Consider the following 15,148-nt stretch of genomic DNA (forward strand, 5'->3'; position numbering starts at 1 on the left):
ACCGTTGTGTTCCGTATTGTTCCGCACGGCGTTGCGTGCGTGTCCGCTCTTCGGACAACCGGCTTGATATCCCGTTGGGGCTAGAACATACCGGCACTAATAAAAGGCACAAGCGGGGGAGTGACCACGACCGCGCGAGCAATCCCGCTTTTTGTGTGATTACGGTAACAAAAAGGAGAAGTCCCATCTCCGTGAGCCAGTCTGAACCCCGTGCCAGCGCCCCATCTGGCCCCCCTGCCCCCACCGGTACGGTGCTGGAGGCGGACTCCCTTTGCGTGTTCCGCGGGGACCGTCTGGTGCTCGACGGCGTAAGCCTGACCCTGCATGCGGGGGACGCCATGCTGCTGACCGGCCCCAACGGCGCGGGCAAATCCACCCTGCTGCGTGTGCTGGCCGGGCTACGCAAACCGGATTCGGGGCAACTGACATGGAATGGCCAGTCCATTTTTGATGACCGCGCCGCCCATGCGGAGCGCGTGGCCTATATTGGCCACCAGGACGCACTAAAACCCGGCCTGAGCGTGAGCGAAAACCTGCACCTGTTCACCCGCCCCGGCGCCAGCATGGCCGATGCACTGGAGGCCATGGACCTGTGCGCGCTGGCCGACCTGCCCGCCCGCCTGCTTTCTGCCGGGCAGAAGCGCCGCACCGCCCTTGCCCGCGTTCTGCTCGCACAGGCACCGCTCTGGCTGCTGGACGAGCCGAGTCTGGGGCTGGATTCGGCCGCCATAACCCTGCTGGGCCGTGCCATGGCCACCCACCGTGCGCGAGGCGGAATCCTGATCGCGACAACCCATGTTCCCCTGCCGCTGGACAACACCTGCGCACTGGACCTGCCCGGTGCCGCCGACCCCCGCCCCTTTGGCGCGTTTGAGGGAGACTACGCATGAACCGGCTGTTCTGGGGCATTGTCATGCGGGACCTGCGGCTGGCCCTGCGCCACGGGGCGGACACGCTGGGGGCCGTGCTGTTTTTTGTAGTAACGGCAACACTGTTCCCGCTGGCTCTTGGTCCCTCGCCCGAGCTTTTGCGCCATATGGCACCGGGCATTATCTGGGTCTGTGCCCTGCTGGCCGCCCTTTTGCCGCTGGACCGCCTGTTTGGCGCGGAGCTGGAAGATGGCTCTCTGGACCAGTTGCTCCTGCTTGGCCTGCCGCCCGCACTGGTGGCACTGGCTAAAATAACCGCCCACTGGCTGACAACCGGCGTGCCGCTGCTGCTGGCTGCGGTTCCGCTTGCGGTCATGCTGGGGCTGCCCTCCTCCGCCCTGCCGGTGCTGCTGGGGGGGCTGTTTTTGGGGTCTGTCGTGCTCTCGCTTATCGGGGGAATGGGCGCATCCATTGTGCTGGGCGCGCGGCGGGGTGGCGTGCTGCTCCCCCTGCTGACCCTGCCGCTGGCCACACCCGCCCTTATTTTTGGCGCGGCCGCCATAGATGCGGCCTCCAACGGCCTGCCCTGGCAGCCAGACCTTGAACTGCTGGGGGCATTTGTTGCAGGCACGCTCCCGCTCTGCCCCCTTGCCGCAGGGGCGGGATTACGCGCAGCAGCGGAGTAAGCCACACCACAAAAAAGGGGGGCGGCCATTGTGTGGCCGCCCCCCTTTTTTTGAACCCGTCCGCCAAAGCGGACCGGCCTGTATGCTTATTTTGCCGGAGCAGCCGCCGGGGCTGCCGGGGCCGGAGCGGCCTTGGCATTGGTAGCCGGGTTGGACACGGCCTGAATATCCACCGAGGCATAACGCACGGCTTCCTGCGCATCACGCAGGGCTTCGCTGGCCTTGTAGGGGTCTTTGCCAATCAGCTTGGCTGCGCGGGCTACGTCCTGCGTCACCTGGTCCAGCGGCACGGCGGCAATAACGTAATCCGCATCCACGCTGGTCACGCGCAGCACTTCAGCCGCACGGGCCGGATTACCGGATTTGAGGTGCCGGTTGGCAGCCGCCACAACAGCGGTTTTTTCCGATGTTTCCTCGGCATTGGCGTTCAGTACCAGCTCGCCATCAATTGGCAGCCATGCCACCTGCTGCGTTGTGGGCGCATTGGGGCGGGGACGGGACTGGCCGGTTTTGCTCGGCATCAGTTCGGCAGCGGCTTTCTGGAAGGCGGTGTTATCCGAGCGGGCCGTGGCCAGTGCCTGCTGGGCGTTGGCAATAAGGGCCTTGGCCCCGGCCAGATCACCATCAAAAATGGCGTTCCGTGCGAGGGTCAGATATTCGAACGCCATGCTGCCATCATCGGAAAGACGGCTGAAATCCTGCGTAGCTGCGGACTGTGCAACCGTGCCGGACGCGGCGGCACCAGACTGTGCCTGCTGTGCATACAAAGGTGTTGCAACAGCCGTTGCCACCAGAACCGTACCCAGCAGCATACCCATTCGTGTCATGATAACTCCCTTTATCCAGACCCCTGATCATGGGCCTGTATCTGGGGCAATGTTTAAGCGCATCGGGGCGTCTGCAAAGGGCTGCACGCACAATACAGGGCTGTCTTTACGGCAGGGGGTCGGCATAAAAGAAAAACCCCTCCCCCACCGGGCCAGCACAGCCCGGCGGAGGAAGGGGAAAACCGTTTGCAAACACCCCGTAAGGCGTATGCTCAGATGTAGTATTCGCTCAGGGGAGCAAAGCCATTAAAGCGGGTGGAGCAATAGGTGGAAACATAAGCCCCCGTCCCCAGCAGGTCGATCAGTTCGCCCGAGCACAGGTCCAGCGGCAGGTCGTAGTGGCTTTTTTCGTACAGAATATCCGCCCCGTCGCAGGTTGGCCCTGCCAGCGCCACCGGCCCCGTGGGGGAACCATCGCGCGCGGTGCGAATAGCGTAGCGAATGGATTCGCCTTCCGTTTCCGCCAGACCACCAAAGCGCCCGATGTCCAGGTACACCCAGCGTGGCCCGTCCTGCCGACCGCGTGCGCTCACCAGCACCACCTCGGTATGCACAACGCCTGCTTCGCCCACAATAAAGCGGCCCGGCTCAACCAGCATTTCAGGCAGCGCATTGCCAAAATGCTCGGTCATGGCGCGGCAGATCGCCCCGGCAAAATGATCGATCTCGGGCACATCCTCACGATAACGGATGGGGAAGCCCCCGCCGAGGTTGATCATGCGCAGGTCCAGCCCGGCATCGCTCAGGTCCGTAAACAGGCTGGCCACGCGGGCAATGGCGGCTTCGTAAGCCTCGGCCGAAAGCTGCTGCGACCCGACATGGAAGGACAGACCATACGGGTCCAGCCCCAGCTTGCGGGCTTCAAGCATCAGGTCCCGGGCGGATTCGACCGTGGTGCCAAACTTGCGTGAGAGCGGCCATTCCGCATCGTAATTATCCACCAGCAGGCGGCAGTACACGCGGCTGCCCGGTGCGTGCTGGGCAATTTTTTCCAGCTCTTCGCGGCAGTCGAACACGAACATGCGCACGCCAGCCTTGTAGGCGGCCTGAATGGCCGACACTTTTTTAACCGTGTTGCCAAAGGAAATGGCTTCGGGGTCCGCCCCTGCCTCCAGGCAGAGGGAGACTTCCTCCCAGGATGCGGCATCAAAGCAGGAGCCAAGCCCGACCAGACGGGTCAGGATAGGCATGGCCGGGTTGGCCTTGACGGCATAGTAAATGCGCGCGAGCGGCAGGGCTTTGCCCAGCGCGCGATAACGGGCTTCCACCTGGTCAACATCGACGACAAGGCAGGGCGTTGCCGGTTTTTGCTCGGCAAGAAAACGGGTGATTTTGGGATTCATGTCCCCACTCCCCCAGTATCAGGCTCCCCCGCCTGTACAGCGGGGAAGGACGTTGCGAAACGGTCTAACGGACCAGCGAAAGGCAGACCTGCAAAGAGGTCCCGATTAGCCAGAACGCTTGACGTCGTTGCGTAACCTCAGAGGGCCAGTGGCACGTGCGTTGCTGCGTAGGGGCGTGCATATGCGGCCAAACCGACACAAGCGCAAGTAAAAAATCCAGATAAAACAAAAAAACTTGGCATCTTCCCCCAACCCCCGATAAGACTTGGAAACATTACGGTTGCTTCACGCTTTTCCGCTGCTTTTTTCATGCAAAGTCTTTGTGCGCCCCATTGTGAAGTAAACCTTACCAGGCTCCACAACCGGCCCCCCGCTGGCCGAATCCATGGTGCGCACGTGGAGCGCCCGATACCGCAATCGGGCCGGACCACAGATCAAGGATTTTTCTGGATTCATGCAGGCTCTCTGGCAGTCGGACCGTTCCCCGCTCCCCCACCGTACCGGGAGTGCTCCCGTGCAGGTCGCCAAGCTGCGTTTTGCCAGCCCGTGGGCCATGTGCCGCAAGGACTGGCGGACCATTGTCTCCAACACGTTCAAGAACCTTGTGTTCGGGCCGACCACACTGGTGGCTGCGGGGTGTGCATTCTATACCACCCTCTCATTGTTCCCGGCCATTAGCGCCATGATCTCCATTTACGGGCTGGTGTTTGACGTGCAGACCGTGGCCCCGCAGATGGATATTCTGCGCAACCTGCTGCCCCCCAGCGCCTTCAACCTGCTCTATGACCGGGTGCAGACACTGGTGGCCGAGCCCCCGTCCTCCCTGACCGTAAACCTGATCATCTCGCTCTCGGTTGCGTTGTGGTCTGCCTCGGCTGCCACGCGCTCCATTCTGTCGGCCTTAAACATTGCCTACAACACGCGTGAGAACCGGAATTTTCTGGTTTTTCAGGCCACCGCCTTTGCCATGACCCTGTCTGGCATTCTGGGGGCTGTGCTCACACTGGCCCTGCTGGTGGCCATGCCGCTGTTTTTAACGCTGCCCGCCATCCTGCATATTCCCACCCCGCCCGGTTCCATTGAGTTTCTGGCACGGTGGAGCGGGCCGGTGGTCATGTTTACGTTTGAAACACTGGCCCTGTCGGCCCTGTACCGCTTTGGCCCGGACCGCAAGCGGCATACGCAATGGCGCTGGGTGCTGCCCGGTGCGCTGGCCTCCACCATTACGTGGATCATGGCTTCGCTCGGGTTCTCATACTACGTGGCGCATCTGGCCAGCTACAACGCGACCTACGGGCCACTGGGCGCGTTTATTGCCATCATGATGTGGTTTTTTGTCACCGCATGGGTGGTGCTGATGGGGGCGGAACTGAACGCCCAGATGGAAGGCTATGCCCTAGGGCTTATTCACCCGCCTGAAACCGATTCCATGCTGGCCAGCAAACCCGCAACCCCCACGGACTGCCCGCAGGCACCACGCGCAGACCTGTAAACAAGCTGCGCGCCCGGCCCGAGCGGGGCAATAAAGTGCTTGTTATTTACGGGTGACCAAAGCGCTTGCGCTGGAGGTGCAGCGGACGCCCACGCTTGCCAGACTGCGGCTTGGGTGGTGCGCTCAGGGCTGGGACTGTGCCCACTTCGGGGGCGGCGGCCACTTCTTCAGGCGTTGCAGCCTGCACACTCACATGCGCCACGCCAGAGTTCAGCATGCCAATCTGCGCGGCAGCGGCCTGCGAAAGATCAATAATCCGCCCGTGGCTGTAAGGCCCGCGGTCATTGACCGTGACCACAACAGAGCGGCCGGTCTCTTCCGATGTCACAAGCAGTTTGCTGCCAAGGGGGGCAGTGGGGTGGGCGGCGGTCAGGCGGTTCTTGTCAAACCTTGTGCCAGAGGACGTGCGCCGCAGGTGCTGGCGTGCGCCATACCAGCTTGCCATCCCTTTTTGGGAAACCTTGTGGCCCGAGGCAGAGTCAGTATCGGTCACGTCCTGCGCGTCGCGCGCGGCAAGAGCCTTATGCACGGACTCGGCCCATGCAGTGCCGCTTGGTGCTTCCGCCGTGGCCGCGTGGGCTGCGGGGAGCGCGAACAAAGAGGTTGTGACAAACACACTTCCAAGAAGTGCCCGGCGCAGGGCTGACATCCGCCTGTTAACTCCGTTTCCGTGATAGACCATTCCCTAATGGGCGCTTTAGCAGCCCAAAGGCAACCTTTTTCAACCACCACTACGGGTAGCCCACCCTGTATTGCCCGCCCGCGTGGCAAAAATATGACGCACCCTGCCCCCCCTGCAGCCAAGGCAAAATGTAGGGTCGGGGGGTATGGGACCACTTTTCGTGCCGCTTTCTCTTGGATACGCGGGCGCATCGTGCTACGGCCCCGTCTGTCATGGAAAGACCTCTCATTGCTGTGCTGAACGGCCCCAACCTGAACATGCTTGGCCAGCGCCAGCCCGAAGTATACGGGCGGGCAACGCTGGACGACGTGGAACAGCTGTGCCTACAGACCGCCGAAAAGCTGGGACTGGCCATAGACTTCCGCCAGACCAACATTGAAGGCGAGCTGATCTCCTGGGTGCAGGAGTGCCGCAGGCGGGCCAAAGGCATTATTATCAATCCCGCAGGTTATACCCATACTTCCATCGCCCTGCTGGATGCACTGCTGGCTACGGACCTGCCGGTAATTGAGGTCCATATCTCCAACATTCACCGCCGCGAGCCATTCCGCCACCACTCCTACGTTTCGCGCGCCGCCAGCGGCGTTATCTGCGGGCTGGGTGTTGGCGGGTATTCTCTGGCCTTGCAGGCAATGACTGATCTTATTCTGGATGAGGATGACCAATGAGCGGACTGCTCGTGGACGCGGATGCCATTCGGGCTCTGGCCGAAATTCTGACTGAAACCGGACTGACCGAAATTGAGGTGTCTGAAAAAGACCGCCGCATTCGCGTGGCCCGTGCCCCCGCAACCGTGCAGGCAGCAGCCCCCGCGCCGGTGGCCCCTGTAGCCCCCGTGGCCGCAGCCCCCGCAGTGGTGGAAAGTGCCGCCCCGGCTGACCTTTCCCGCCATCCCGGTGCGGTGCCCAGCCCCATGGTGGGCGTGGCTTACCTGACGCCCGACCCCTCCTCCCCCCCGTTTGCAAGCGAAGGGCAGATCGTGACCGCAGGGCAGACCCTGATGCTGATTGAAGCAATGAAGACCTTCAACCAGATCAAGGCTCCCAAGGGTGGCACGCTCAAGGCCATTCTGGTCGCTTCGGGCGACCCGGTCGAATTTGGCCAGCCACTCGCCATTATCGAGTAATGTTCTCCAAGATCCTTATCGCCAACCGTGGCGAGATCGCCCTGCGTATCCTGCGCGCCTGCCGGGAACTCGGGATCAAAACCGTGGCGGTCCACTCCACCGCTGATGCCGATGCCATGCATGTGCGTCTGGCGGATGAGGCTGTGTGCATTGGCCCCGCCTCCTCGCGCGATTCGTACCTGAATGTGGCGGCCATCCTGTCCGCTGCGACCATAACCGGGGCGGAAGCCATTCACCCCGGCTACGGCTTCCTGTCCGAAAACGCGGATTTTGCCGAAACGGTGGAAGCCCACGGTCTGGTCTTTATTGGTCCCACGGCGGAACATATCCGCATGATGGGTGACAAGATTACCGCCAAAACCACCATGCTCGCTCTTGGCGTGCCACTGGTCCCCGGCTCGGACGGGGAACTGGCCAACCTTGAAGAAGCGCACGAAGTGGCCAGCCGCGTTGGCTACCCCGTGCTGATCAAGGCTGCCGCCGGTGGTGGTGGACGCGGCATGAAGGTTGCCCACTCCGCCGATGAACTGTCCGATGCATGGAGCATGGCCCGCACCGAAGCTCGCGCGGCTTTCGGGAATGACGCGGTGTACATGGAAAAATACATGGACCGCCCGCGCCATATCGAGCTCCAGATTCTGGGCGACAACTATGGCAACGTGGTCCATTTTGGTGAGCGTGACTGCTCGCTCCAGCGCCGCCACCAGAAGGTGCTGGAAGAGGCAGGCTCCCCCGCCATTTCCGCCGAACAGCGTGATGCCATTGGCCGCACGGCAACCGAAGCGCTCTCGCGCATGGGCTACCGTAACGCGGGCACATTGGAGTTCCTGTATCAGGATGGGCAGTTCTGCTTTATTGAAATGAACACCCGCCTCCAGGTCGAACACCCCATTACCGAAATGGTGTGCGATGTGGACCTGGTGCGCGAGCAGATCCGTCTGGCAGCAGGCGAAAAGCTTGGTTACACGCAGGCAGATGTCACATTCTCCGGCCATGCCATTGAATGCCGCATTAACGCCGAAGACCCGACCACCTTTGCCCCCTGCCCCGGCACTGTGGCTGTGTACCACCCCCCCGGTGGTCTGGGTGTGCGGGTGGATAGCGCGCTCTATACCGGCTACCGCGTGCCCCCGTACTATGACAGCATGATTGCCAAGCTGATCGTCCATGCCCCCACGCGTGCGCAGGCCATTGCCCGCATGCAGCGCGCACTGGACGAGTTTGTGGTGGAAGGGATTAAAACCGTTATTCCGCTCCACCGCGCTATTCTGGAAGACCCCGGTTTCCAGAGCGGGGATTACACCATTCACTGGCTGGAACAGTTTATGGCGCGCACGCACTAAGCCGCCACAACCTGAACAGCTTATGCAAAAAGGCCGGTCCAGAGTATGGACCGGCCTTTTTTGTTAGGCCCCCACCGGCTTATGCCGGGGGCAAGGTTAAAGCACTTTTCAGGCCGGACTGCTGGCCTGCTGGATGGGGGCGGGAGCAGCGTCCTCCTCCTCCACCTCATACTGGGGGATGGCGTAGTTGTTCTCGGCCCGTGGCACAAACTCACCATCACGCAGGGCCATCTCAATATCCTCCAGCGTGGCCCCACTGGTTTCGGGCACGCAGAAGTAAACAAAAACAACCGATGCCAGATTAACCGCGGCGTAAATCCACATGGTTCCACCAAGGGAAACCAGCTGGACCAGCGAGAGCGCTGTTGCCGTCACCAGCAGATCGGCCCCCCACAGCACGGCGGCGTGCAGGCTGGTGGCAACCGCGCGCATGGGCAGGGGGAACAGTTCCGCCCCAAGCAGCCAGCCCACGACCTGAATACCGCCAGAGTTGAACACCATGAACAGCAGCAGGAATACAACGATCATCCAGCTCCCGACACTGCCCTTATCGGGGTGCAGGGCAAACATGATGCCAAGCCCGATAAGGCTGAGCACGGACCCCGGCCCCATGATCAGCACCAGACGGCGGCGGCCAATACGGTCCACAAACAGGCAGCCCAGCAGGGTCATGACCAGATAGACCATGGCAACGCCAAGGCTGGTCAGCAGAGCTGATGAGCTATTAAACCCGGCATCCGAAAGGAAGGTAGGGGTATAGTAGATCATCATCTCCAGCCCACCGGCCTGCGTAAAGAACGCAATACCCAGTGCCGCCACCAGTGCCGGACGCACCCAAGGCAGGCGCAGGCCTTTCCAGCCCCGTTCATCCTCATCCATGCCCAGCACGTTCTTGCGGATTTCGCTGATCTCACGCTGGATAACCTTGCGCGATGTACGCACACGCCCAAGCTGCTTGACAGCAGAAACCATGCCCTCGTTCTCGGCCACCCAGCGGGGGCTTTTGGGCAGGAAGAACATGCTCACGAACACCACAGCCGCAGGAATGGCGGCAATGGCGATCATCGGCCGCCAGCCCCATGCGTCCCGCATGGTAAAGCCCACAAGGTTGGCCATGAAAATGCCAATGCCGATGGCCACGTTGAACAGGGTTACCAGATTACCACGCTTGGCCGCGGGGGCGAGTTCCGAAATATAGGTCGGCACCACCTGCGTGGACCCACCGACCGCAAAGCCAAGGAACACGCGGTCGATCACCAGCATGGTCACGCTAGAGGCATAGGAACAGGCAATGGCCCCCAGCACGAACACCGCCGTAACCAGCATGACCGAAATCCGGCGTCCGTACCGCTCGGAAAACCAGGAAACCCCGACAGCCCCAATGACCGCCCCGACCAGAATGGCCGAAGTTACCATTTCTTCCTGTACGGAGGTTAAGTGGAAGTCCTTGGTAATAAGGAGAAGTGCACCGGAAATAATTCCCGTGTCGTATCCGTAAAGACCGCCGCATATGGCAGACACAAATGCCGCTATCCACAAGACGTAATGAGCACGTGGGGATATTTCGAGATTTTTTACCGCATCAAGCGTTTTATTTCTTTCTGTCTGCATGACACAATCATGACATACTCGAAAAAACTTGCATATCTTACTAATTTCTATTTATTATAGTAATTGGGATGTTGCATGCCATCTGCCAAACGCGTGGCAAAAGCAGCGCTTTACAGCCGCCCCAGCCCCCATTCCTTTTATGCATTCCCCGTGTTTGTCCCCCGCATTGGGTCACATATTGGTGTAAATGCTTGACACAGGCACACCTCTGGCTATCTGCTTGCACATAACCAAGGGGGGTTCCGGGCCAAGGAACTGAGAGGCCACTTTTTGCACTGCGTCCATCGCAGGGCACCGTGGCGACCCTGCCGCCAGCAACATAGGGTTCTGGCGGGGAACCTGATCCGGCTCATACCGGCGGAGGGACTGGTGCCTGTTAAGGAACAAACGCCCCGCCAACCTGTGCGTGGCGTTGCCAGCAGTGGTCGCGCTCCTTATTGACGGGCCTGTCCTCCTCGCGCCTGAGGAGACTTTGAAGCATGTCTGCCACCACCACACAGCCCACACAGGGCGGCAACCCCAAACCGGCCAACACGGCTGCTCCAGCCCCCGGGCAGGTCACCACTGGCCCTATCCGCGGGTCACGCAAGGTGTATTCCAGCCCCGACGGGCACCCCGACATCCGCGTGCCGTTCCGTGAAATCGCACTCGACCCGGCTGCCAACGAGCCGCCCCTGCGGGTGTACGATACGTCCGGCCCCTACACGGACCACACCGCCAAAATTGATGTGCGCACGGGCCTGCCCAAGCTGCGCAGCGCATGGCTTGCCAAACGCAGCCTGACCGCCACAACCCCGCGCAGCATCCGCCCAGAAGACAACGGCGGGGCCGAGGGCAGCTATCTGGTCCAGCCCTGCCCGGCCCCGCACACAGTGCTCAAGGGTGCTGAAGGCAAACCCGTTACCCAGTATGAATTCGCCAAAGCCGGGATCATTACCGAGGAAATGATCTATGTGGCACACCGCGAAAATCTGGGCCGCCAGAAGGCGCTGGACGAAGCGGCCGCACAGCTCAAGGACGGCAACTCCTTTAACGCTGCCCTGCCCGAGTTTGTGACCCCTGAATTCGTGCGGGAAGAAATTGCACGTGGCCGCGCCATTATTCCGGCCAACATCAACCACCCCGAGCTTGAGCCGGTCGTGATCGGGCGCAACTTTCTGGTCAAGGTCAACGCCAATATCGGCAATTCGGCCATTACCTCCTCCGCGGCAGATGAAGTGGAAAAACTGGTCTGGTCCATCCGCTGGGGTGCCGATACGGTCATGGACCTGTCCACGGGCCGCAATATTCACAACATCCGCGACTGGATCCTGCGTAACGCCCCCACCCCCATTGGCACGGTGCCGCTATATCAGGCGCTGGAAAAAGTGGGCGGGGATGTCAGCAAACTGAACTGGGAGGTCTTCCGCGATACGCTGATCGAGCAGGCCGAACAGGGCGTGGACTACTTTACCATTCATGCCGGTGTGCGCCTGCAACATGTGCCGCTAACCGCCAACCGCGTAACGGGCATTGTCTCACGCGGCGGCTCCATCATGGCGAGCTGGTGCCTGAACGGCCACCGCGAGAGCTTTCTGTACGAACATTTTGAAGACATCTGCGACATCATGCGTGCGTATGACGTGTCCTTCTCGCTCGGTGATGGCCTGCGTCCGGGCAGCATTGCCGATGCCAACGACGCCGCACAGTTTGCCGAGCTGGAAACACTGGGCGAACTGACCAAGATTGCGTGGGCCAAGGGCTGTCAGGTCATGATCGAAGGGCCGGGCCATGTGCCCATGCACAAGATCAAGGAGAACATGGACAAGCAGCTGCGCGAATGTGACGAGGCCCCGTTCTACACGCTTGGCCCGTTAACAACGGACATTGCCCCCGGTTACGACCACATTACCTCGGCCATTGGGGCTGCCATGATCGGCTGGTTTGGCACATCCATGCTCTGTTACGTCACCCCCAAGGAGCATCTGGGCCTGCCCGACCGGAATGATGTTAAAACCGGGGTAATCACCTACCGCATTGCCGCCCATGCGGCTGATCTGGCCAAAGGGCACCCGGGAGCCAAGCTGCGGGATGATGCCCTGAGCCGTGCGCGCTTTTCCTTCCGTTGGGAGGACCAGTTCAACCTCTCGCTCGACCCCGATACGGCCTGCGCGTACCATGACGAAACCATGCCGCGCGATGCGCACAAGACGGCGCATTTCTGCTCCATGTGCGGCCCCAAGTTCTGCTCCATGCGGATCAGCCAGGACCTGAAGGAAGACGCCGCGCGCCTTGCGGGCATTGAACAGAAGAATGAGGAATTCCGGCAGGCGGGCGGCAAGGTGTATGTTGCCGCCGAATAATGAATACCGGCGTATAACTGCCTGAATATTTATAAATATGGAGAATAGGCTTGCCTGTTCTCCATATTTTTTAACCGCGTCCGTTAAAAATAATGCCGCAGGAATACCTTGGGTGCGCTCTCTGTATTGAGGCACGAGAACACGATCACCACCACCCAGACCAGACAGGCAGAAAAGCAAAACACCTTGCACCACAAGGAAACTTTTTCGTCCCGCCCCTTCATGATCGGCCAGTACAGGGCCTTATGGCCGTACCACTCCAGCAGCCCCGACACAACCAGCGCCAAAAGCTTGGGCGTAATATAGGCGCGTGCGCCAATATGCACCGGATCGTAAAAAAACAGGGCAAAGCCCGTGAGCATGGCTATGGCATAGCTAATATGCAAAGGACGCAGCATAAAGCGCGAAAGCCTGACCAGTGCATCCCTGTCCATCTGCTGGACAACAGCAAGCGCGAACAGCAACTCCATGCCAAAAAACCCGGCCATGCTCAGAATATGCAGCATTCTGACCAGATAATGCACCGGCTGGAACCAGAAATGGAACGTCCGGCTATCGAGCGCCATAAGCAGGTCGGTTGGCAGACGCATAAAAGCCAGAGGATGATTCGACATGAGCTTACAATTCACCGATCGGTATAAACATTGACTTTAATAATGATTCTCACTAACCCAAACAGTCAAGACAAGTGGAGAATCAGAAAATGAAACGGCTTTTTGCGGCCCTCCCCCTTTTAACCGGGATGTATCTTTTTCCTCCCGTACAGGCTCAGGCGCAAACCGTTTTCCACCTTACACTCAAAGATCATCATTTTGAACCTGATCATCTGAGCGTGCCTGCTGGTGAACGGTTTATCATTGAACTGGAAAACCAGGACAGCACGACAGACGAGCTTGAGAGCTATGACATGAAATTTGAAAAAATCATTGTCCCCGGCTCAAAAATTCGTGTCCATGCAGGCCCCCTGCACCCCGGACAATATACTTTTTTTGATGACTATCACCCCGATCAGGCCAAGGGAACAGTCACAGCAGAAGCAAAGCCGTAAACCATGCTTGGCAGTCTGATCATTGTTTTCCGTGAAGTTATAGAAGCCGGTCTGGTTGTTGGCATTGTTCTTGCGGCAACGCGGGGCATTGCCGGGCGCGGCTGGTGGGTGGCGGGCGGTGTGGCCGCAGGTGTGGCCGGCGCCGCCATTGCCGCAGCCTTTGCCGGTGCGCTCTCCACCGCATTTTCAGGCAACGGGCAGGACATTTTTTCCGCCGCCATTCTGTGTCTGGCCGTGCTCATGCTCTCCTGGCATGTCATCTGGATGGCCAAGCACGGGCGCGAGCTCGCACAGCAAATGCAGCAGATGGGTGCTGCCGTCTCCTCCGGCAGCCGTTCCCTTGGAGCCATGGCAACCGTGGTCGCCGTAGCCGTGCTGCGCGAGGGGATGGAAGTTGTCCTGTTCCTGTACGGTATTGCCGTATCCACCCATGTTGGCGCGTTTTCCCTGCTCAGCGGTGGCCTGCTGGGCGTTCTGGGTGGTGCTGCCCTGTCTTACGCCCTGTATCGCGGGCTGATCATTATTCCCTTGCGGCATCTTTTTGCCGTTACCAATATTCTGGTCTCCCTGCTGGCGGCTGGCATGGCCTCTCAGGCCGCGGCCCTGCTCGCATCGGATGACCTGATTCCGGCACTGGGTTACGACATCTGGGATACATCCTGGCTGTTGTCCGATGGCAGCCTTGCTGGCCGCACGGCCAAAGCCCTTGCCGGTTACACCGACAGGCCAACAGGGATCCAGATTCTGGTCTGGGGTCTGACCCTTGTATGCCTGCTGGTAACAGAACGCTTTGTGCGCACCCGCCCACACCCCTCCCCCTCACCATAAAACCCCACTTTTTCAACCCTGTGCCTTGAGGCACTTCTGATCATAGAGACCTGAAATGAAGCGTTGTATCAAAGCTTTTTCCGTTCTGACCGCCATTTCCGCCGCCTATGCCGCACCGGCCATGGCGCGTGAATACCCCGTTGGTGGCCCCGTGCAGGCCCATGATATGGAAATTGCCGCCAACTACCTGATTGGTGTGGAAATGGCCCCCATGCCCAAAGACATGGCCATGGGTGCAGACACCATCCATCTGGAAACCGACGTGCATGCAACTGCTGATAACCCCTGGGGTTTTGCCGATGGTGCATGGATCCCCTACATTGGCGTGGACTACACGCTGACCAAAAAAGGGTCCAACTGGAAAAATGAAGGCATTCTGCACGCCATGACTGCAAAAGATGGTGCGCACTACGCCAACAATGTCAAAATGGATGGCCCGGGCACCTATACGGTTGTGTTCCGCTACAGCTCGCCCGAAACCAACGGCTTCCTGCACCACACAGACAAGGAAACCGGTACACCCGGCTTTTGGGCACCGTTTACCGAAACCTTTACGTTTAACTACCCCCAGAAATAATCTTTTCTGATTTCTGGTGAAAAGGGCAGGGATTGTGCCAAATCCCTGCCCTTTTTTTGTATTGCAGGGTTGCAATTAAAACATATTTAACTTATCCCCCATTCCCATATTAGTGTTTTTGATAATTATTCGCATATAGGATGCAACCCAATGTCAACCTCCTGTCTGGCGCCGCGCCGCACCCCACCGGGTAGCGGGCACAAAAGCAGAGCATTTTCAAAAACTGTTTTTGTATCACTTGCTTTATCCCTACTCTCCAGCACGGCCGCGTTTGCGCAGAATGCGGAGACGCAGCTGGAGCAGGACCGCCGGCGTCTAGGCAATTCCGGCCCTCTGGTGTCCGAGGTTGACCCTGCCACGGTGCGTGACAGCAT

At 59.8% G+C, this 15,148-nt stretch carries 15 protein-coding genes and 1 pseudogene; 11 read left to right on the plus strand and 5 right to left on the minus strand.

Going from position 1 to position 15,148, the window contains the following annotated elements; genetic code table 11:
- The first annotated feature begins 191 nt into the window (after positions 1 to 191).
- Both ccmA and ccmB read left to right on the plus strand, forming a co-directional pair.
- Positions 192 to 890, plus strand: a complete 699-nt coding sequence (gene ccmA, locus HK20_RS05925) for a heme ABC exporter ATP-binding protein CcmA (RefSeq protein ID WP_369823030.1) — start codon at positions 192 to 194, stop codon at positions 888 to 890.
- On the plus strand, positions 887 to 1,555 hold the full coding sequence (gene ccmB / locus HK20_RS05930; RefSeq protein ID WP_048854764.1) for a heme exporter protein CcmB: 669 nt from the start codon (positions 887 to 889) through the stop codon (positions 1,553 to 1,555). Before ccmA ends, ccmB begins: the two co-directional genes overlap by 4 nt.
- 86 nt (positions 1,556 to 1,641) lie before the next feature.
- Here ccmB and HK20_RS05935 read toward each other — a convergent pair whose 3' ends face one another.
- Together HK20_RS05935 and HK20_RS05940 are read right to left on the minus strand one after the other, a co-directional pair.
- Positions 1,642 to 2,382: a YfdX family protein gene (locus HK20_RS05935; protein WP_086646158.1), complete on the minus strand. Its 741-nt coding sequence runs from the start codon at positions 2,380 to 2,382 to the stop codon at positions 1,642 to 1,644.
- Positions 2,383 to 2,594: 212 nt separating this feature from the next.
- Positions 2,595 to 3,725, minus strand: a complete 1,131-nt coding sequence (locus HK20_RS05940; RefSeq protein ID WP_086646159.1) for a type III PLP-dependent enzyme — start codon at positions 3,723 to 3,725, stop codon at positions 2,595 to 2,597.
- Positions 3,726 to 4,179: 454 nt separating this feature from the next.
- On the opposite strand from HK20_RS05940, the gene HK20_RS05945 reads away from it, so the two are divergent.
- On the plus strand, positions 4,180 to 5,217 hold the full coding sequence (locus HK20_RS05945) for a YihY/virulence factor BrkB family protein (protein WP_086646160.1): 1,038 nt from the start codon (positions 4,180 to 4,182) through the stop codon (positions 5,215 to 5,217).
- Positions 5,218 to 5,263: 46 nt separating this feature from the next.
- On the opposite strand, the gene HK20_RS05950 is transcribed toward HK20_RS05945, so the two are convergent.
- Positions 5,264 to 5,866, minus strand: a complete 603-nt coding sequence (locus HK20_RS05950; protein WP_086646161.1) for a septal ring lytic transglycosylase RlpA family protein — start codon at positions 5,864 to 5,866, stop codon at positions 5,264 to 5,266.
- A gap of 245 nt (positions 5,867 to 6,111) precedes the next feature.
- Here HK20_RS05950 and aroQ point away from each other — a divergent pair, with 245 nt between their 5' ends.
- From aroQ to accC, 3 genes are read left to right on the plus strand one after another with little or no spacing between them, the layout of a single operon-like run.
- Positions 6,112 to 6,567 carry a type II 3-dehydroquinate dehydratase gene (gene aroQ / locus HK20_RS05955; RefSeq protein WP_086646162.1) on the plus strand — a complete coding sequence of 152 codons (456 nt, stop codon included), beginning with the start codon at positions 6,112 to 6,114 and terminating at the stop codon, positions 6,565 to 6,567.
- The gene (locus tag HK20_RS05960) at positions 6,564 to 7,025 is read left to right on the plus strand and encodes an acetyl-CoA carboxylase biotin carboxyl carrier protein subunit (RefSeq protein WP_086646163.1); all 462 of its coding nucleotides are present in this window, start codon (positions 6,564 to 6,566) and stop codon (positions 7,023 to 7,025) included. The genes aroQ and HK20_RS05960 overlap by 4 nt, the downstream gene beginning before the upstream one ends.
- A complete protein-coding gene (accC, locus tag HK20_RS05965) occupies positions 7,025 to 8,368 on the plus strand; it encodes an acetyl-CoA carboxylase biotin carboxylase subunit (protein ID WP_086646164.1) in 1,344 nt (447 codons plus the stop codon). The genes HK20_RS05960 and accC overlap by 1 nt, the downstream gene beginning before the upstream one ends.
- A 108-nt stretch (positions 8,369 to 8,476) precedes the next feature.
- On the opposite strand, the gene HK20_RS05970 is transcribed toward accC, so the two are convergent.
- Positions 8,477 to 9,979, minus strand: coding sequence for a sugar porter family MFS transporter (locus HK20_RS05970; protein ID WP_086646165.1), 1,503 nt, complete (start codon positions 9,977 to 9,979; stop codon positions 8,477 to 8,479).
- Between the two features lie 479 nt (positions 9,980 to 10,458).
- Between HK20_RS05970 and thiC the strand changes: the two genes are divergently transcribed.
- Positions 10,459 to 12,321 carry a phosphomethylpyrimidine synthase ThiC gene (thiC, locus tag HK20_RS05975; RefSeq protein WP_086646166.1) on the plus strand — a complete coding sequence of 621 codons (1,863 nt, stop codon included), beginning with the start codon at positions 10,459 to 10,461 and terminating at the stop codon, positions 12,319 to 12,321.
- Positions 12,322 to 12,404: 83 nt separating this feature from the next.
- Here thiC and HK20_RS05980 read toward each other — a convergent pair whose 3' ends face one another.
- Positions 12,405 to 12,935 (minus strand): hypothetical protein, encoded by a 531-nt coding sequence (locus HK20_RS05980; RefSeq protein ID WP_086646167.1) that lies wholly within the window; start codon positions 12,933 to 12,935, stop codon positions 12,405 to 12,407.
- Positions 12,936 to 13,009: 74 nt separating this feature from the next.
- Between HK20_RS05980 and HK20_RS05985 the strand changes: the two genes are divergently transcribed.
- The 4 genes and pseudogenes from HK20_RS05985 to HK20_RS13160 form a co-directional block, all read left to right on the plus strand.
- On the plus strand, positions 13,010 to 13,369 hold the full coding sequence (locus tag HK20_RS05985; RefSeq protein ID WP_233129098.1) for a cupredoxin domain-containing protein: 360 nt from the start codon (positions 13,010 to 13,012) through the stop codon (positions 13,367 to 13,369).
- Positions 13,370 to 13,372: 3 nt separating this feature from the next.
- The gene (locus tag HK20_RS05990) at positions 13,373 to 14,197 is read left to right on the plus strand and encodes an FTR1 family protein (protein WP_086646169.1); all 825 of its coding nucleotides are present in this window, start codon (positions 13,373 to 13,375) and stop codon (positions 14,195 to 14,197) included.
- A gap of 55 nt (positions 14,198 to 14,252) precedes the next feature.
- On the plus strand, positions 14,253 to 14,774 hold the full coding sequence (locus HK20_RS05995; protein ID WP_086646170.1) for an iron transporter: 522 nt from the start codon (positions 14,253 to 14,255) through the stop codon (positions 14,772 to 14,774).
- 150 nt (positions 14,775 to 14,924) lie between these two features.
- Positions 14,925 to 15,148: pseudogene (locus HK20_RS13160) on the plus strand (carbohydrate porin); the annotation flags it as partial.

The sequence above is a fragment of the Acetobacter sp. DsW_54 genome (assembly GCF_002153575.1).
Classification (GTDB): Bacteria; Pseudomonadota; Alphaproteobacteria; order Acetobacterales; family Acetobacteraceae; genus Acetobacter; species Acetobacter fabarum.